We start from the raw sequence: 18074 nt of genomic DNA on the forward strand, positions 1-18074 counted from the left end.
TTTACTTAGCGTAAAGTTGGAAGTCATCTGTTAATGCTATTACTTCTGCTTTAATTTGATCAAGCGCTGCTTGGTCATCTTTATTTTGGAAGGCACGAATAATAAATCCGGCTACTTTCACCGCTTCAGCTTCTTTGAATCCACGTGATGTGATCGCAGCTGAGCCAACACGAACACCAGACGTTTTAAATGGGCTGAGTGTTTCATAAGGTACGGCATTTTTGTTTAGGGTAATTGAGACAGTATCTAACAGATTTTGTGCTTCTTTACCATTGATACCAAAACCAGTCACATTCAACATGAACATATGGTTATCAGTCCCACCAGAAATAACACGCAAGCCAGCTTCTTCAAATGTTTTAGCCATAGCTTGGCTATTTTTAATCACTTGTGCTTGGTAATCTTTATAGGCAGGATCTAGCGCCTCTTTAAAGGCAACCGCTTTAGCTGCGATGACATGCATCAAAGGACCACCTTGGATACCAGGGAAGATGGCAGAATTGATTTTCTTAGCCAAGGCTTCATCATTTGTCAATACCAAGCCACCACGAGGTCCACGAAGTGTTTTATGTGTCGTAGAGGTTGTAATATCCGCAAATGGTACTGGATTTGGATGTAGACCTGCTGCAACCAATCCAGCAATATGTGCCATATCAACCATTAATTTGGCACCAACTACATCAGCGATTTCACGGAATTTTGCGAAATCAATCGTCCGAGAGTAACTTGAAGCTCCAGCAACAATCAACTTAGGCTGTGTTGCTTTTGCTTGTTCTAAAATTTGGTCATAGTCTAATAATTCAGTTTCTTTATCAACGTTATAGCCGACAAAATGATACGTTTTTCCAGAGAAATTGACTGCTGCACCGTGTGTCAAATGACCACCAGCTGCTAAATCAAGTCCCATAACTGTATCCCCTGGTTCAATCAAAGCCAAGTATGCTGCTGCATTGGCTTGAGAACCTGAGTGAGGTTGCACATTTGCAAATTTTGCACCAAAAAGTGTTTTGGCACGTTCAATCGCGAGATTTTCCGCAATATCAACACATTCAGTTCCACCGTAGTAACGATTACCAGGGTACCCTTCAGCGTATTTGTTGGTTAAAAGTGTGCCTTGGGCTGCCATAACAGCCTTAGAGACAACATTTTCTGAGGCAATTAACTCAATGTTTTGTTGTTGACGATTCTCTTCTGCGTGAATAGCATCCCACAGTTCTTGATCGTAAGCTTCGTAGTTAGACTGGTCAAAAATCATCCTTTATCACCTCGTAAATTTCGGATAGCGTCAGCGCACCTTGGCGCAGAATTGTCGGCAGCTCGCCTGTCAGGTCAACGATTGTCGAATCAATACCAGAGATACTCTCGTCAGCTTTTAAAACTGCTGCAATCTGACCACTTAAATCTGACAGGACATCCTGAGCCGTTTTAGGGCTAGGATTTCCTGTCAGGTTGGCAGATGGGCCAACCATTGGTCCAGTTTGTCGCAAAATTTCAAGCGTTGTTTGGTTGTCTGGCATTCGGAAGCCAACTGTTGGCATACCATAATTGACAAGAGAAGGAACTCTTTTATTGGCTTCTAAAATCACTGTTAGACTGCCAGGCATAAATTTATTATACAACTTTTCCAAATATTTTGGTTGATTTTGGGAGAAATATTTCATTTGCTCAAAACTTGAAATGTTCAAATTAAGGGCATGGTCATGTTGTCGATTTTTAACACGGTAAATTTTTTCGACCACAGTATCATCAAGCGCCAAGCCAAATAAGCCATAAACGGTCTCAGTTGGCAAGGCAACGAGTTGTCCTGCCTGCAATAATGCAACAGCTTTTGTGACGTCTTTTGGTGTGAGTAATTCAGTCAATTGCGATCATCCTATCCTTTCCGCTTAGATCCTTTAAAACACGAATCCGTTTCCGAGGAAATTGTTCCTGAAAGAGTTGACTGACAGCCTTCCCTTGCAAGTGTCCAATTTCCAAATATAATTTGCCTGTTGCTGTCAAAAATTGACCCGCTTGTGCTGCAATTGCTTCATAGATGGAAAGACCATCATTTTCTGCAAAGAGTGCTAGATGCGGTTCATACTTTAAGACATTATCAGCCATATCAACTTTTTCAACTTCAGCGATATAAGGTGGATTAGAGACAATAATATCATAGCAACCTGAAAGATTCCTAAACACGTCAGATTGAACAAATGAAACCGTCGAGATAGCGTTTTCACTGGCGTTATGACTTGCTAAAGCTAAGGCGTCTGATGAAATATCAGCTGCTGTAATGTCCCAAGTCGGGTTTTGTTTAGCAAGTGATAAGGCGATAGCGCCTGTCCCTGTGCCAATATCTAAGATACTTGCTTGGCTTAACGCCCTATTTTCAGATAGAATCAAGCTGACCAATTCTTCAGTTTCAGGTCTCGGAATCAAGGCACGCGCATCAACAGTAAGCGTGAGACCATAAAATTCTGTATCCCCGACGATATATTGGGCGGGTTCATCTTGCATCAGTCGTTTTGAAATAGCCACTATAAATGCCAGATCATCTTCTGATACAGCCGTATTTAATAGCATAATGAAGTCAGTATAGCTGAGTTTTTTTGCATATCTAAAGACATAGCGCAACTCTTCAGGTCGCGCCAATTCTTTTTCGTATGTTTGAAATAATTGTAAATAAGTCATAAATTTTCTTTCAGAGCAGCCTGTAATTTCAGTTGCAAAGTGGTTCGGGGTAACCCTTCATAGGTTTCTGGTGTCAGATAGGTCCACTGCTCATCATCTGCAGCCACTTGGACTAACATCACTTGCCATTTTTGATGGGTAAAAAGATGCGTTACAGGTGAGATATTCAACTGCTTTGCATCAGCATAGGTTGCACTAACCCCCTCATAAATCGCATCCCAAGAGTCAAACTCATGCAAGGGGAAAGTCCAAAAATTAGCCAGTAAACCAGTTTTAGGGCGTTGCATGTAGGCAAGTCCCCCCTCTTTTTCACAGATAATCGCTGCATAAAACTTAGGCACTTGTTTAACTTTTTTAGACTTGATAGGAAAAGTTAGTTCTGTCCCATCTTGGTAGCTGAGATTGAACTTAGCAAATGGTGAATCAGCTTGGGTTTCTGCCTTAGCACGCATGAGTGAGGTGCCTAAATCCATGATTGCCTGATTAAAATCACCTGGTCGTTTGGGATCAACGATTGGCAAAATCAGGTCATAAAAAACCTGACGTGATTTTGGCTGGGCAATATCAGCATCTATTTTGAGTAAGCGTGAAAAAACGCGAAACATATTGCCATCAAGGGCAGGCACAGCCTCGCCAAAACTGATACTTGCAATCGCTGCAGCCGTATAAGGACCGATGCCAGCTAATGTTTGCAAGGATTTGGCAGTGGTTGGAAATTCGCCGTCAAAATCTGTCATGACTTGCTGGGCAGCTTTTTGCATATTTCGTACACGGGAATAATACCCGAGACCTGACCAGAGTTTGAGTAAGAGCTCTTCATCGGCACAAGCAAGTGCCTTGACAGTCGGTAATTCAGCTAAAAAGCGTTCATAATAGGGTATCACCGTCTCTACTTGTGTTTGTTGGAGCATAATTTCGCTAATCCAAACATGGTAGGGTAGGGTGCTCATTCGCCAAGGCAAGTGTGTCCGCCCTTTTTGATCATACCAGGCGAGTAAGGTTGACCTAAACTCAGTCACAACTTTATCAGATAAGTTGCCTGCTTTATCATACCAGTTGATCACTGTTTCAAGTCCTCAAGTTTTTGCGCTTGATCAGACAAAATCAAGGCATCAATCACATCCCCAAGCTTACCTGAAATGATGGCATCTAGCTTTTGTAGCGTCAAGCCAATCCGATGGTCTGTCACGCGGTTTTGCGGGAAATTATAGGTCCGAATACGTTCTGAACGATCTCCTGTCCCAATCGTTGACTTACGCATCTCATCATTCTTATCTTGTTCGATCTGTGCGAAGTGGTCATAGACACGGGCGTTGATAATTTTCATCGCCTTATCTCTATTTTTCTGCTGGTTACGTTCTTCTTGCATCTCAACTTTGATACCCGTTGGCACATGGACCATACGTACAGCAGTCGCAACTTTATTGACATTCTGTCCACCAGCACCAGATGCATGGTAAATATCTATTCTAAGATCTTTCGGATCGATGTTAATATCGAAATCTTCTATCTCAGGCATGACAAGTACGGTAGCTGTTGAGGTATGTACCCGACCTTGTGTTTCTGTTTTTGGGACACGTTGAACACGGTGTGCGCCACTTTCATACTTTAATTTTGAATAAACTGAGTTCCCTGAAATCATGACGGATACTTCTTTAATCCCACCTATTTCTGTCACATTTGACTCTAATATCTCAAATTTCCAACCCTGATTTTCAGAGTATTTTTGATACATCGATAAGAGATCTCCTGCAAAAAGGGCAGCCTCATCCCCACCTGCGGCACCACGAATTTCCAAGATGATATTTTTTTCATCATTTGGATCCTTTGGTAAAAGTAAGATTTTAATAGCTTCTTCTAGTTCTTTTTTCTCGTTTTTAAGGTCTTTCAGCTCTTCCTTGAACATATCAGATTCTTCTGCTTCCAAGCTTGAATCTGATAGCATTTCCTCAGCATCAGAAATCCCTGTCGTTACGGCAACATAGCGCTCATAAGCAGCAACTGTTTCACGTAGTGACGCTTCTTCTTTAGATAAGGCCATAAAGCGTTTGGTATCGGTAACGACCTCTGGATCACTAAGTAACTCACCTAACTCTTCATAGCGATCTGCCATTATTTGTAACTGGTCAAACATATTATTTCATTTCCTTCATTTTTTCTAAATCTGGCTTAAACCAGTGCTTGCGGCAAACCGGAAGATAACTATCATTGCCACCTATCTGAATTTGACTGCCTTCGTAGACTGGCTCACCATTTTTTGTGCGTAAGACCATGGTTGCTTTTTTACTACAGAACCAACAGATTGTCTTAATCTCTTCGATTTTGTCAGCTAGTAAAAGCAGATGTTGACTACCTTCAAATAGCTGATTTTGAAAATCATTTTTAAGACCAAATGCCATCACTGGAATGCCCAGTTCATCGACAACCTTAGCAAAATCATAAATATTTTTTTTACTGAGAAACTGTGCTTCATCTATCATGATACAAAACGGTTTTGGTGACAGGTCAGCGACATAGTCAAATACGTCAAGATGGTCATCTATCGGTACTGCTTCTTCTCGCATCCCGATCCGGCTACTCACGACACCGATTTCATCTCGATTATCGATTGCACTTGTCATGATGACAACAGGTTTCCCCTGCTCTTCATAGTTGTGTGCCACTTTCAAGATTTCAATCGACTTGCCACTATTCATCGTGCCGTATTTAAAATATAATTTTGCCACCGGTTATCTCCTTTTGTAAATACCTACTTGAAACCCTTTATATATAGGTTTCCTCGTTTATAAAATAATTTATTAAATTAGTTTCCAGCCCTATATTACCCTATTTTACACTCATTTTTGCCCAGATTATGCCCAGAATTTTCAATCTGGATTATCTATCATTCCAACAAGTTTTTCTCGCATTTTATCTGTAGTATGTGTGTAAATTCTTGTCGTGATTGTGGGGTCTGAATGTCCGACACGTTCCATAATTGCAACTTGATTTGCGCCAGATTCAACGAGATAGGTAATATGTGAGTGTCGTAATGAGTGCGGAGTAAATTTTTTATCAAATCCAGCTCGCTCACCAAACATTTTGAAACTTCTACCTAAATCTCTCCAAGAGACAGGGTTTCCTGTTCTGCTAGGGAAAATATACCCATAATTAACAAAATGATTTGCATTTAACAATAGCCTATTGTTATCAAACTCAAAAAAATCAATGATCTCAATTGCTCGTTTTGATAAGTAAACTTTCCTATTCGAAGCTAGCGTTTTTGGCGTTGTATGCCTTTTTACAGTAACACCACCACCTGAATAATCTAAAGTACTGTTCACATGAATATATTTTTCTTTCAAAAAATAGTCTTGCCAAGTAAGTGATGCTAATTCACCATAACGTAAGCCTGTCAAAAATAAAAATTCTAAAATCATAGCATTTCTATGGCAATCAGGTCTAATCATTAAGCTAAATATCTGCTTTAGCTCATCATAACTAAACAACTTTTTACTCTCTTTATTAATATCTTCTAGCGTAATAGGTGGAACACTTAGTTTAACTTTTTTCATCATGTCAACTTTGATAAAGTCTAATCTAAAAGCAAAATCCATGATTTGTTTAAAGATACCAAAATAGGTCATTAAAGTTCTACGAGTATAAGGCATTTTATTAAAATATCGCTGAATCATTAAGGGAGAAAATTCTCCAATTTGCTTGTCTTTAAAATCCCTCTTTAAGATATTACAATATCTTGTACGTGTCATAAGCGTAGAATGTTTTATCTTGCGAACTTGGTCTTCCAACCAAATATCAATCACATCAGAAAAAAGTATAAACTCGCTTGGCGTATCAACTATCGTACTTTGCTTTTCAAGTTTATGCTTAATTTTATCAAGCATTAAACTTTTTGCCTGATTCCCAGCCTGCTTACTTTTTGAAGTAAGTGTAACTGAAATTTTTTCTTCTTTGAACGTTATCGGATTTTCATACCGCATTCTCCATACATATTTTCCAATAGTTTTTGACTTTTCAACCCAAATACTACCTATTTTTATATCTCGCATAAGTCCTCTCCATAAAATAAAAAGGCAAATATTGAGATAGTCATTAACACTAATTATATCACTATATTGCTTTTTTTTCTAAATTATTATTTTATCACATCATTTAAAACGCTTCTTTTTTTCTTCCAGCAAAAATTTATCAAAAGCTGGTAACCAAACTCTTCCTGATAGTCTGAAACAATTAGCGCTAAGATACTCTTGATTTTTACGCATTACACCAATTTGATTTGCAACTGTTTTTTCTGATAAGCTATAAAAATCAGCAATATATTTTTTATCTCCAAATTTTTTGGGAATTTCTACATCTATCTCTTTGGCCATAATATATCTCCTTTCGTTTAATATTTATATACCCTGCAGGGATCGAACCTGTACCACTCACAGTGCTGTGAGTGTTCTACCATTAAACTAAAGGTATGCCTATTAAAAATTAGTAAAGCCACATGCCGTCAACTTGCCATTCTTCTGCATTATAATTATGTTCAACAATTCTGCCATAATTATCTTCAAGAAAAATAGTATCATTGTCAAAGTCTACAATCTCAAATTCTTCTCTGACACGTGCTTCATAATCTTCTTTTTTTAGATCAATGCTTAAATATCCTATCAAGAAAGTTTTTGCCTCACGCAACACGACTTTCCAAGCTAAATCATGAGTCATCTTTTATCTCCTTAAATTTCTCGTTTTTCTTTTTCGGCTTCAAATAAGCAAATAAAAACTTCCTTTGGCAAATATACTTTAAAGGTAGGCTCATTAATATGTGGCATCAATACTACAGTCACATAATCAATCATATCTCCAATTTGATAGACACTTGCAATCCCTAAGTCCATCACTTCGTCTGATACATTTCCGAAGTTGTACCAAACATAAAGGTAATCAATAAAATTATCTGGAGAATTGAATCTATTAATTTCATCATCTGACCATGAAGAAATTAACCAACTAATACGATGTTGCCAATTTATCTTAATAGCTTGAGTTATCTCTTGAATCAATTCTTTATTGTTATTACTCATTTTCATTCACTCTTTTCTATACAGTCTAATAATTGAGCTTTTGATTGTTTGTTTAACCAATGAAATGTTCCTAACTCTCTGACTTTAAGCATGATATGTGGTAAGTTAAACCCATGTTCTGCCAAGTCATTGGAATAAGATACCAGGTATCTGACACAATTATCAATTGACACACAAAACTGATAGACAACACCTTGATACCGTCTATCTAATTCCAGTAACTCTAAAACGTAATCAGACCATACACTAGTTGTTTTGCTGTCAATATCCGCATGACTTTCAATCACAGTTGGCTTGATTTTATTTAACTTAGTTTGGATTGCCTGCTTAGCTTCCTGACATAAAAAATCAATTTGTGACTCACACTTGACTAATCGTTCACACCAGACCAAAATTTCATTAATTTTCGCATAGGGCGATAAATACAAATCATGTTTGAAAGCGATGACTTTTTGTTCAAAAAAATTGAAGTCCTCTATCATCTGAACTTCATCATTTAATGCACGTATACTAAATTCTGTTATATCCATATCAATCCATCATCTTTCTATTAAGTTAAAGTAATGTTTGCTATAATTGGATAAATATAAGACCCTGAACCTGCATATCCACCTGTTGTCGTTATAAAATTAACAGTTTGACCGATGTAATTCTGACCTGCTACCAAATTAAGACTAGTACTCACATAACCTGAACTTGTTACTGATCCTGATACATAATTTCCAGTTGAATCAAAATTTAAAACATAATTTAGTAAAATACTACCTTTTTCAAGTCCAATCCCACCACGAGATACTGTACCTGAAATTGTCGTACCCATCATTGTTGTTGCAATCATAGATTTCGAAGATGGAATAGCATAATAAGCACCTTCTACATGTCCATTCTCTGTATGACTGTATTGGGTTTGAGCAAATACAGTCGCAGAAGAAAATTGAGAGTGATCAAGTTTAGGTGCATCATAAGTCAAAGCTGTTTGAATTTCTGCTATATTATCTGATTGCTCAATATCAGGTACTGAACTAGCACTAGGTACTATATCAATATCAATATCAGATACTGGCTTATCCTGATTTACAATGTTTTTCTTAGTTTCATTTGTTACTTTAGTTTTAACTTCCTTAGAAACTTTATTTTGATTACTTGCATGAATCACTTTATTTTGATGTCCTGCAATCATAGCTCCACTTGACAAAATAAAAAGAACTGACCCTATCGCAATTCTTTGATTCAAAGGTGTTGCTTTTATTTTTTTCAATATACTATCCATTTTTTTCATTGATTATTTTCCCTCTACATACCAAAATTGTTTAGCTTCATCAGCCGAAAAAGTTCTATAAGACACTGTAAGTGGTGCTAGTCCTGTCACATTCATTTCTGAAATCAAGACACTACCGTCATCTTTGACTTGTTCCACAAAGGCTACATGACCGTATACTGGGTCTGATCCCGCTTGCCCCTGAACAAAGCTCAATGCTGTATGAAGTTTAGGCTCATGAGACACCGAATACCCCGCCTTAGTTGCCCAATCACCACCATTGCCCATGAAACTATCAAACTTGATGCCTAGCTGATACCCCCTGTTATACACGTACCACGTACATTGTCCTTGTGGGTAAGAAGCAGAGCCATTATAAGCTTGACCGCTATAGGGTGTGTCTACTTCCCAACCGTTTGGAATGCTTGCGGACATGACACCATTTACTGCTTCGCCACTCGCATTATTAGTGAAGCCTACATGGTCTTTAAGCAGGTCATACCATTTTTGAGCGTCATCTTGTAGCTTATCAGCCTTTGTCTGACCATCACTTAAAGCGACACCCTCGTAATACTGTGACCAAGCTAAACTAGCTTGTCTAGGGTCTGTAGAAACGCTTACTAAGTCTTTTGTTTTCTTGTATGCACCGTTTAATTCAGTAGACACAAGTTTCAACTCAACGTCCATTGAAAGTGTTCTACTTTCAGCTTTAGACCAACGATTACCATTAACAGTATTAGACCAACCTGACCACTGGAAGATACCCGCTACACCACCACCGATATTTTCAGCTTCTGGATCGAATCCGGATTCACGTTCCGCAACTGCTAAAGCACCACTTGCACCTTGAATAGAAAACCTTTCTTTACTCATAAGATAGTTAGCTATATCAATAACGTTTTTAGCTTTTTCTTCTGAAATATTAGCTTTAGTTGCCAATTCTTTTGGTGTGATATTTAGACTGCCTGCAGAGCTTGAAAAACTATCCGCATTACCAGTCACACCACCCGCAATGACACTCATTAAGATAATAAAAAAGATAGGTATAATAAACATACCTATCAGGAATAAATGTTTTTTCTTTTTCATTTGATTTTCTTTCTAGGTAGTTTAATACCTCATTTTTTCTTGAATAACGTTACGACAAACCATACAGGAATAGCAACTATCCCAATGACAATATACTTGATAATTTTCATAACTATTTTCCTTTCCTCTCGATAATACTGCTATCAAAAATACCAAGTTTTGCATTGGCAGACTTGATCTTAATATCACGTTTTTGGTGCTTATCAGAAGTTGGTAAAGTTGGTTTCTCGGTAAACAATTCTTTACTCAACCGTTCAACTTGACCTTTTTGTCTCGCTTTTCTTGCGGACATATCCAATTTCATACCATCTGAAAATTTGCCTTTGAGTTCATCTTTTCTTTTTTGGTAGTTAATGGATTGAGCCGTTTTATCACGAAACACTTTATTTTCAGCACGTTGGAGTTTATTGCTATCAAATTTTGCAAGTTGTTTTTGAGCTTGTTCTTTTGGTAATGTACCAATTGCACTGGATAGATTTGTTTTCAATCTATCTTTAGAATCAATGACAGCCTGCTTAGTGTCCTTAACAGAGCCTGTCACATTTTGCCACTTACCTTTAAGCCCACGCATTGTTTCTTTTCGTTTGGCTAACGCAATTTGTTTTACTTTATCATCTTGACCGAAACGCAACCCATCACTTGCATTAATTGCACCTTTAAAGCTATGTTTTGCTAGTTTTTTACCAATTGCACCAACAGTACCCGCTTTTTTTGTAGCAGATAACTTAGTTTGTGACACTTTTGGACTACCAGTAGGCAAGCTACCAGAGCCAACGCTTGATAGAGCAGGTGTCCTAGAAAGTTTGAGCGGGTTTTTAATATTTGAAATACTAGGTAATGACTTGACAGAATCAAGACTACCCTTAGCCAATTCAGACACGCTTTTCTTAGCTGTATCAAACAATGATAATATCTTATCTCGTTGCCACCACAAGAGTGCATACATGATAAACTGTATGAAGATTGAGATATAGTAAGAGTGTGAAATATTTCTAAAGGCAATCTCCATAAAACTATTAAAGATAAGCCCCATTTGTACACCTAAAAGACCTGATACTGATAAAGCGGTAAATACGACAATTCTTTTTGTCATATTGCCTAACATATGTTCAAATTCAGTCAGTATTGATAACAATAAGACAACAGGAGCTACAAAAATCGCAAAGACAACAATCAATTGTAATACCCATGTGTAAATTAATGTACCAACTGTAATACATGTTAAGACTAGCCCTTTAAACAACGAAGCTAGAGCCACCATGAACTTATCAGCTATATTTGAGAAACCTAATTTTGTAAATTCTTTTTCCTTATTAGCTTTTGCATACTTACTAACTGCGTCAGGATCACCCTTAGTCGCTAAAAGTGCTGTCTGTTCACTTTGGATTGAGTTTTCAGGTAACTTATTTGTATCAAAATTCATTTCTTTAAATGGTTCTTTGACAATGACATTAAATAATTGTGTTTTTAAAGCATTGATTGTGCTATCAGACACTTTGTCATTTGTCGCTGATACATTAGCTGTGAAGTTAGTTGTGCTTGTTTTTTCAGTTGTATCGTCCACGATCGTCACTCTTGATAAATTATTGATCATAGAGCCAGTGAATGTATCCGTTGCACTTTTCGTGATATAGATAATACGTGTGATCACGTGTGACCCTTTAATACCACTTGAAGAAGTTGAAAGGGGTAAGAAAAAGACACCTGCAATGACAACTCGAAGTAAGACACCTAGTATCTTTTTACCAAAGGGCTTACCTTGAGACAAATCTTTCATCGCAGACAAACCAACTAAAGCCATTGTAATTGGGAAAATCACAGGTAATAATATCGCTTGTAAAATGACTTGCATTTTAGAGACAAAATCATCTAAAAACTTAAAAATATCAATATTTGAAACTGCTGATAAAATTAATGAATCTAAAAGGAATAGTAGTTTTGACATGGCAAAGACAAGTTGTACAAACCAGTTAATGATTTTAGGGAAAGCTTCTTTTGCCCCAAAAAAGCCTTTATCTTCAATATACATATAACTTGTATAAGCAGATAAGGCTGACATATCTTTTGCATTGATAGCGCCTGCTTCTTTAGCTAGGGCTTCTTGATAATCATTTGAACTATCAATTGTACCTTCTTTAGTTAGAATCGCACTATTATAGGCATTATTTAGTGTAGTGACAGCCGAATCAGTTTTCGTTTTGTCATAACCCGCATTTGCTAGTTTTGAGATAGCTGTTTCATACTTTACCTTGTACCCTTGATAAGTCGCATCAGTAATCGATATGGCATTATTGCCTTGCGTTTGATTACTCAGATTTTTAATCTCATTAATAACAGCTTGTACTGCCTTGTATTCAGAAGTATTGACGATATCGCCTTGACCATTTGTAATGATCTCTGGTGTTTTTATACCGTTTGAGTTCTTTGGATCTAAAAAAGCAGGCTTATCAAACTCAATATTAGTCGCATTACCTGTGTCTAAAGCGTAAACTTGACTACCACCAAAAAGTAACGTTAGAAAGGTTAGCACTAGTAAAATCTTTTTCATTTAACCCCCGCTTTCCATGAGTTACCAATATCTCTAAAAAAGTCAGGTAGATACTTGATGATATTAATAAATGGCTCATAAAGTCCTGTATATTTTAGAAACATCAAAAGGAAGATCATGGATACAATTAACCCAACTAATGTATTGATAATTGAATTTTTCTTTTTCATTGTTTTCTATCCTTTCAATTGCTTAGATAGCAACTAATTCTGTTTCTATTGTGTCACACAATGGATTGAGTTCAGCCACGATACCGTCAATTGTAATCCGTTCAGTTCGTCCAAACGGATCAGTAAAGAGACATTGACCCATAGACATACTAGACACCCATTTACGTGTTTCTTCTGATTTGACAATACCATGTGTATCTAAGATTAAATCGACCTCAGTTGGCGAGTTAAAGCTAAACAATGTACCAAAACCAGTGTCATCTATGCTCGAATTTGAGTCTCTATGAGATTGAGAGGCAAAGACCAAGAAATTATTAAATGACCGACCTGTCCGTCTCATTTTCATAATAATTTCTTTACCAACATCAGTGATATTAAAGAACCACGCTTCATCAATAAAGGTTATTGTTTCTTTCTTATCCTCAGAGCCAAATTTGTAACAGAATTGTCCTAAAGCGTATAGCGCAACCAGAGACTGTCTTTGGTTTTCAGTGATATTCGTTTCACTCGTCGGTAATTCAAGACCAGTAACCTCAATAATTGTGATCCGTTTTGACATACTGATTGCTTCATTTTGACCGTCCGAGAAACAAAGAGATAAAGTAGAGTTACTCATTTTTTCAAGTAGTAACTCAGCAGTAATTCTCACTCTATCCGTTTCACTCTTAGTGAGGGCTTTCATGATATTTTTAGTACCTACTTTTTCGCCATTTTCACGTAAGATAAGATATTTCTCAATCATCTGTAAGAGTTCTTTTTCAAACTGTTCATTTTGTTTCAAGTCGTAAAATTCGCCTATCATAGAGACAATCAAGTTTTTAGCTTCCTGTCCTGTCAAAAATACAAGTGGATCAAGCACACCATGATTTTCTGATTTTTTAGCGTCAACTGTTACGAAATGAATTTGTTTAATATAATCACAAATTTCAGGGTAAAGACCTTTACTTTCATAGTCATGTAAAATCTTAAGAAATTGTCTTCGAACTTCTGCTTTAGGGTCAAAGTAGAGGACTTTCGTTTTTAAGATACTATTCATGATGAATGTTTGCTTAACAAAGAAAGATTTACCCATACCCATTTGACCTGTTACTTTAACAAGCCCATCAAAACTGATTTTTCCCTCTACATCTAATTTATTAGCTTGTAACAGATTGTAGTAGACACAGTTTTTTGAATTTCCAAGTGCTTCTTTCAATCCACCAGACCATCGCTCAGCCCTCGAATCAACACGACCCATATAAAAACCAACATCAGACCCTACTTTTTGACCAGTAAAAAACAGACTTTCCGCAAAGCCTGCCATTGTCGTTGTCTGTAAGTATCTACGTTCATTTTCAAATAACGGCTCAGTCAATCTATGTTTGTAAAAGAGATAAACTTGGTCATCTTTTGCACGTGCCAATTTAATTTGCCATTTTTTGAAATTACGCATGGCAATTTTTATTTTTTCTTGTAAGCGGTCATAATCATCATCATAGATAAACAGTGAATGAAGATAAGAAATAACTTTCTCGCCACGATTTGATTTTTTGACTAAATCTTCTGAAAGGGCTTCTGCTTGACCAATTTCATCACGAACAATCCCATTTCTCATGGCAATATCATAGTTTGTCTTACTATGCTTTTGTTTAGCACGGTTAGCCCGTTGTAGCATAGAGTTGAAGCCATTCTTTTTCGCAAAGATAGCTTTTGTTTCTACTTCTGTTTCAAACCCTAATAAACGTCTCTTTTCCATAAAATGATTATAAGACAAATTAGCAGGCGGTACAGTAATCGGTAGAATAGCTAAGTAGGTTTTTTGCGCACCGTCAGATAAAGTGATCAAACCGTGATGTTCAAAACCAACTTTTGAACTACCAAAATTACTGATATCATTTTGAACTTGAATCACTTCAAGTTCTTTGTCAACCCACATACCACGTGAATATTGACGGTTATTAATAAATATTGTTTGGTCTTCTTTTGGTATGTAAGCATTAAGCGGTAACAAGCCTTGATAAATTTCATGATTGAGTGCTTCAAAACGTTCATACCAATCGTCATCAAAGGTTACACTTGACCCGATACTTGCCATCACTTTATTTGAGAAATCAGTGATCGCTGTTTTTAGGCCATCTCTAAAATCAAACGTGACATGATTATTTCTAAGCGGTATCGTCAGAAAATACTTGTCTTGTTCTACTTTACCGATTTGTTTTTCCAACTCCTCAGCTTGTCTTCTCATCGTGTATAAAGCAAATGGTTTGGTATCTTCTGCTAAGTCTTGTTCTAAAAATTGATAATTATGTGTGGCTTTAGTAGAAAATGGAATCGTTGAGAGTTCAAAGCCACCGAAAACTTCTAAATCAGATAAGGTATCAGCTACCAAGTCCTTATATTCATTTTTCAATGTAATATCTACTGTATTAATAATTGTTTCGGGAACTTCATACATTGCATAGACATCAAGATTTGACCGTAACATCAAATTGCCGTGAAAAGCAACAATCCCATTTCTTTTATTCAAATTTTTACTCCTTATAATTTTTAATCATGATACCTTGTGAGAGGTAATGTGTGTCGCTTCTTCTGCCATAGATGAGCCAATAAACAATCTTATCCCATAAAAATCTATGAAAGAATTTACCGTCAATTTTCAAGTCAGCTACTGGATCGGCGAAGTTCCAAGCAATTAAAGCTGAGAAGATGAATGCCCAAGAAATTGAAAAGAAAAACAAGACTTTCCAAAAAATAAGCATTGATAAAACAAACTCTAGTATGAGATAAACTGCCCAAGCTAATTTTTTTTCGCCAATCAGTGGCAAGGGTGGTAGATAAGACGGTGCTTCTAAAGAAAGCTGATAAGAGAAGGTATCTCTATCAGGGTATCTATCTTTATCTTCCATATCACAACTCCCCTGAAAAACTATTGATAATCTTACCTAAAGCACTAATGACAGTAGTAATAATACCTTCCCAAGCACTACGAGAGGATGAACTTACAATACTGGCTACAAATAAGCCAATTAAGGCAGTCCAAAGTGCGTCTACTTTATTGCCTTTAGTGAATGCTTTCAAAGCACCAATACCACAAGCTAATATGATGAGAACTGCGACTACATTTGATACATTATTCATATTATTTTTCCTTTTCTACTTTAAAATAATTTTGTGAGACACCATGCGTTAAGGTTTTGACAAACCACGTGTCGCCATTTTTCTTGACAACTAGCTCAAAGTTTTCTTTATGAATTGACCCGAGACCGTCTTTAAAAGAGACTGTCACAACTGCGTTTGTTGTACCAGATGACCCTTTCGCATAATAAGTGTAGATCAACTTATCTAATTTATAGCCCTTAATACCAACAATATCAGCACTCATTGTCGCAAGTGTTTTATCATCAGTGGTATAGGCAGTGAAAAAAGCTTCCAAGAACGTATCAAACTTTTTAGATTCTTTTTCAGTATAATCTTCTGTTTGTTTAGTCAAAGCCTGTTTTTTCGTATCTTTTCCTTGTAGTTCACTCAAAGTCGTCACAAATGGTGTGTCTGACACGTAAAATGTATCATTTTTACTAGCAAACGGTACGTTAAATTCTACTGATTTATCAAGCCATTTACTATCTTTGTCATCAGGTTTTTCTTTGACTTGATAAGTCACAACATAGACAGCCACATTGTTTTCAATCTTTAGCAAGGTACTAGAGACTAGTTTCATATCACTTTTATTTTCAGGTAGATAAGTCATGCTTACATTGTTTCCAAAGTATTGTGTCAGATTTTTTGAATAGTCTCCTGCATTTTGCATACCATAATTGAAATATGTTTTGATAAAGCTAGTCATATAGACATTGACTTTATTATCTGTTTCACTCAATAAGCGCTTATCTACCACTGATGATACATTAGGCCTTGATAAGGCTTTTGACTTAACCATGATAGATAGCGTCAGTGCCCCCGCAGATAAAGCTAATAGCGTTGCGATCGTGCCATAGACTATGACCTTACTTTTAAAAGTGCCAGACCCTTTAAGTGTGAACTTTTTCTTAGGTTTACTGGCAAACTCAACTGTTTGTTTCTTTGAGTTATCGGCTTTCTGCGGTAGCAACTTGTCTTTCTTAGTCTTTATTGCTTTTAACAGCCCCTTTTTTTCCTTTTCAGGTACTATTTCAGGCTCTTTCTTTTTCTCATCAAAACGTGCAATCAATCGTTTAGCTTCTGATAAAGTAAATAAGTCGTCAGGTTTGACATCTCCAAACGCTAATTCTTTAGCAACTATGATTAAGTCGCTTACCCTGATTTTTGTTTCAGTGGCTATATCGCTTAATTCATAGTAAACTTCTTCTTGTTCACTCAAATTCTTTACTCCTTTCATTTTCTAAGATACTAGGACTACCCCAATATCTTCTATCTAATATTGCATTAGAGACACGGTTTCTTTCACTATCATATAAGTGGTATGTAATTGGATCGAATATGTCACTTATTTCAGCAAATTTATTCCAGATAAAACCGTAATCATGTACTCTAACTAACCGATAGAGTACATGATTACGGTTTACCATTTTCATCTAAATAACCTAAACCGACTATTTCCGAGCGGTATCTTGAAACTGTATTTATTCCGAGTACATGTTTCATAAACGGTAGAAAAAGTAGAAAAAACATTAACATACAAAATAGAGAAACTATTAAATCAAAAGGCATTCTATCATTAAAAAGACGCTCCATAATTATCACAGATAACATCATTGAAATGAATATTTTAAAACTTTGAAAAACTAAATTACAAAGCGATTCGACTATTTTTACAAACACCTGTGGTAAAATAATCTTCCAAGACAACCGATTGTGATATAGTGTTTTTTCGAAATTTAGTGCACTTTTTATTTTTTCAAACATTTTTTTTACTCCCCTTTCATATTATTTATTTTTTCTTGAAATAATAAAATTTCAGGTATTGCATTTCTAGCTTCTAGAATAATAGTTGCTTTTTTTTCATACTCATCAATATTCTTTCTGCTTATTTCCAGCTGAATTTCTAATTCCGTACCGAATAATTGAGTTGGTGTGGCATTAAAATATCGAGCAATTCTCTCTAAATTAGCAAATGTTGGAAAACTTGTTCCTAATTCGATTTTAGATATCGCAGCTTTACCAACACCAACATATTCAGCTAGTTCCTCTTGACTCACATTTTTTTCTCTACGTAAATTTGAAATATTTTTCCCAAAGTTTTCTATCATATACTCTCAATTTCTAAAGGGCTTCGCACCCCTTTTACACAC

General features: G+C 36.4%; 21 protein-coding genes and 1 pseudogene. All 22 read right to left on the reverse strand.

Translation table 11 applies throughout. The features are described 5' to 3' along the window. Window position 1 precedes the first annotated feature (1 nt). Window positions 2-1255, reverse strand: a complete 1254-nt coding sequence (glyA, locus tag RU86_RS05490) for a serine hydroxymethyltransferase (RefSeq protein ID WP_096814423.1) — start codon at window positions 1253-1255, stop codon at window positions 2-4. Next, window positions 1245-1862, reverse strand: a complete 618-nt coding sequence (locus RU86_RS05495; RefSeq protein ID WP_096814424.1) for an L-threonylcarbamoyladenylate synthase — start codon at window positions 1860-1862, stop codon at window positions 1245-1247. The genes glyA and RU86_RS05495 overlap by 11 nt, the downstream gene beginning before the upstream one ends. Beyond that, on the reverse strand, window positions 1855-2673 hold the full coding sequence (prmC, locus tag RU86_RS05500) for a peptide chain release factor N(5)-glutamine methyltransferase (protein ID WP_096814425.1): 819 nt from the start codon (window positions 2671-2673) through the stop codon (window positions 1855-1857). Before prmC ends, RU86_RS05495 begins: the two co-directional genes overlap by 8 nt. Next, complete coding sequence (gene mutY / locus RU86_RS05505) at window positions 2670-3737, reverse strand: A/G-specific adenine glycosylase (RefSeq protein ID WP_143468092.1); 1068 nt, start codon at window positions 3735-3737, stop codon at window positions 2670-2672. Before mutY ends, prmC begins: the two co-directional genes overlap by 4 nt. Further along, entirely contained in the window at window positions 3734-4807 is a 1074-nt protein-coding gene (gene prfA / locus RU86_RS05510) for a peptide chain release factor 1 (RefSeq protein WP_096814426.1), read from the reverse strand. The genes mutY and prfA overlap by 4 nt, the downstream gene beginning before the upstream one ends. Before the next feature lies 1 nt (window position 4808). Further along, a complete protein-coding gene (locus RU86_RS05515; protein ID WP_096814427.1) occupies window positions 4809-5399 on the reverse strand; it encodes a thymidine kinase in 591 nt (196 codons plus the stop codon). Between the two features lie 141 nt (window positions 5400-5540). Next, window positions 5541-6722: a tyrosine-type recombinase/integrase gene (locus RU86_RS05520; protein WP_047915143.1), complete on the reverse strand. Its 1182-nt coding sequence runs from the start codon at window positions 6720-6722 to the stop codon at window positions 5541-5543. A gap of 99 nt (window positions 6723-6821) precedes the next feature. Further along, window positions 6822-7043 carry a hypothetical protein gene (locus tag RU86_RS05525; RefSeq protein WP_047915142.1) on the reverse strand — a complete coding sequence of 74 codons (222 nt, stop codon included), beginning with the start codon at window positions 7041-7043 and terminating at the stop codon, window positions 6822-6824. A gap of 27 nt (window positions 7044-7070) precedes the next feature. Then, window positions 7071-7140, reverse strand: a pseudogene (locus RU86_RS12035). A gap of 12 nt (window positions 7141-7152) precedes the next feature. After that, the gene (locus tag RU86_RS05530) at window positions 7153-7383 is read right to left on the reverse strand and encodes a hypothetical protein (protein ID WP_047915141.1); all 231 of its coding nucleotides are present in this window, start codon (window positions 7381-7383) and stop codon (window positions 7153-7155) included. Window positions 7384-7394: 11 nt separating this feature from the next. Next, window positions 7395-7742 (reverse strand): hypothetical protein, encoded by a 348-nt coding sequence (locus RU86_RS05535; RefSeq protein ID WP_047915140.1) that lies wholly within the window; start codon window positions 7740-7742, stop codon window positions 7395-7397. A 2-nt stretch (window positions 7743-7744) separates the two neighbouring features. Further along, the gene (locus RU86_RS05540) at window positions 7745-8272 is read right to left on the reverse strand and encodes a hypothetical protein (RefSeq protein ID WP_096814428.1); all 528 of its coding nucleotides are present in this window, start codon (window positions 8270-8272) and stop codon (window positions 7745-7747) included. A 20-nt stretch (window positions 8273-8292) separates the two neighbouring features. Then, entirely contained in the window at window positions 8293-9021 is a 729-nt protein-coding gene (locus RU86_RS05545) for a hypothetical protein (RefSeq protein WP_096814429.1), read from the reverse strand. A 3-nt stretch (window positions 9022-9024) separates the two neighbouring features. Next, entirely contained in the window at window positions 9025-10089 is a 1065-nt protein-coding gene (locus tag RU86_RS05550; RefSeq protein WP_096814430.1) for a phage tail tip lysozyme, read from the reverse strand. A 112-nt stretch (window positions 10090-10201) separates the two neighbouring features. Further along, window positions 10202-12637: a hypothetical protein gene (locus RU86_RS05555; RefSeq protein WP_096814431.1), complete on the reverse strand. Its 2436-nt coding sequence runs from the start codon at window positions 12635-12637 to the stop codon at window positions 10202-10204. Beyond that, the gene (locus RU86_RS12040) at window positions 12634-12807 is read right to left on the reverse strand and encodes a hypothetical protein (RefSeq protein ID WP_162542394.1); all 174 of its coding nucleotides are present in this window, start codon (window positions 12805-12807) and stop codon (window positions 12634-12636) included. The genes RU86_RS05555 and RU86_RS12040 overlap by 4 nt, the downstream gene beginning before the upstream one ends. Before the next feature lie 22 nt (window positions 12808-12829). Further along, the gene (locus RU86_RS05560; protein ID WP_096814432.1) at window positions 12830-15313 is read right to left on the reverse strand and encodes an ATP-binding protein; all 2484 of its coding nucleotides are present in this window, start codon (window positions 15311-15313) and stop codon (window positions 12830-12832) included. Window positions 15314-15317: 4 nt separating this feature from the next. Further along, on the reverse strand, window positions 15318-15692 hold the full coding sequence (locus RU86_RS05565) for a hypothetical protein (RefSeq protein ID WP_096814433.1): 375 nt from the start codon (window positions 15690-15692) through the stop codon (window positions 15318-15320). A 1-nt stretch (window position 15693) separates the two neighbouring features. Next, the gene (locus RU86_RS05570) at window positions 15694-15924 is read right to left on the reverse strand and encodes a hypothetical protein (protein ID WP_096814434.1); all 231 of its coding nucleotides are present in this window, start codon (window positions 15922-15924) and stop codon (window positions 15694-15696) included. Between the two features lies 1 nt (window position 15925). After that, entirely contained in the window at window positions 15926-17143 is a 1218-nt protein-coding gene (locus tag RU86_RS05575; RefSeq protein WP_179296213.1) for a conjugal transfer protein, read from the reverse strand. 194 nt (window positions 17144-17337) lie between these two features. Beyond that, window positions 17338-17688 (reverse strand): hypothetical protein, encoded by a 351-nt coding sequence (locus tag RU86_RS05580; RefSeq protein ID WP_096814436.1) that lies wholly within the window; start codon window positions 17686-17688, stop codon window positions 17338-17340. A gap of 5 nt (window positions 17689-17693) precedes the next feature. After that, window positions 17694-18032, reverse strand: coding sequence for a helix-turn-helix domain-containing protein (locus RU86_RS05585; RefSeq protein ID WP_096814437.1), 339 nt, complete (start codon window positions 18030-18032; stop codon window positions 17694-17696). Window positions 18033-18074: the final 42 nt, after the last annotated feature.

The sequence above is a fragment of the Pseudolactococcus piscium genome, assembly GCF_002441695.1.
GTDB classification, from domain to species: domain Bacteria; phylum Bacillota; class Bacilli; order Lactobacillales; family Streptococcaceae; genus Pseudolactococcus; species Pseudolactococcus piscium.

Coding starts and splice junctions, on each gene's coding strand:
- glyA (WP_096814423.1), bottom strand. CDS start 1,255: ATGATTTTTGACCAGTCTAACTACGAAGCTTACGATCAAGAACTGTGG.
- prmC (WP_096814425.1), bottom strand. CDS start 2,673: ATGACTTATTTACAATTATTTCAAACATACGAAAAAGAATTGGCGCGA.
- prfA (WP_096814426.1), bottom strand. CDS start 4,807: ATGTTTGACCAGTTACAAATAATGGCAGATCGCTATGAAGAGTTAGGT.
- RU86_RS05520 (WP_047915143.1), bottom strand. CDS start 6,722: ATGCGAGATATAAAAATAGGTAGTATTTGGGTTGAAAAGTCAAAAACT.
- RU86_RS05525 (WP_047915142.1), bottom strand. CDS start 7,043: ATGGCCAAAGAGATAGATGTAGAAATTCCCAAAAAATTTGGAGATAAA.
- RU86_RS05530 (WP_047915141.1), bottom strand. CDS start 7,383: ATGACTCATGATTTAGCTTGGAAAGTCGTGTTGCGTGAGGCAAAAACT.
- RU86_RS05535 (WP_047915140.1), bottom strand. CDS start 7,742: ATGAGTAATAACAATAAAGAATTGATTCAAGAGATAACTCAAGCTATT.
- RU86_RS05540 (WP_096814428.1), bottom strand. CDS start 8,272: ATGGATATAACAGAATTTAGTATACGTGCATTAAATGATGAAGTTCAG.
- RU86_RS05545 (WP_096814429.1), bottom strand. CDS start 9,021: ATGAAAAAAATGGATAGTATATTGAAAAAAATAAAAGCAACACCTTTG.
- RU86_RS05550 (WP_096814430.1), bottom strand. CDS start 10,089: ATGAAAAAGAAAAAACATTTATTCCTGATAGGTATGTTTATTATACCT.
- RU86_RS05555 (WP_096814431.1), bottom strand. CDS start 12,637: ATGAAAAAGATTTTACTAGTGCTAACCTTTCTAACGTTACTTTTTGGT.
- RU86_RS12040 (WP_162542394.1), bottom strand. CDS start 12,807: ATGAAAAAGAAAAATTCAATTATCAATACATTAGTTGGGTTAATTGTA.
- RU86_RS05565 (WP_096814433.1), bottom strand. CDS start 15,692: ATGGAAGATAAAGATAGATACCCTGATAGAGATACCTTCTCTTATCAG.
- RU86_RS05570 (WP_096814434.1), bottom strand. CDS start 15,924: ATGAATAATGTATCAAATGTAGTCGCAGTTCTCATCATATTAGCTTGT.
- RU86_RS05580 (WP_096814436.1), bottom strand. CDS start 17,688: ATGTTTGAAAAAATAAAAAGTGCACTAAATTTCGAAAAAACACTATAT.
- RU86_RS05585 (WP_096814437.1), bottom strand. CDS start 18,032: ATGATAGAAAACTTTGGGAAAAATATTTCAAATTTACGTAGAGAAAAA.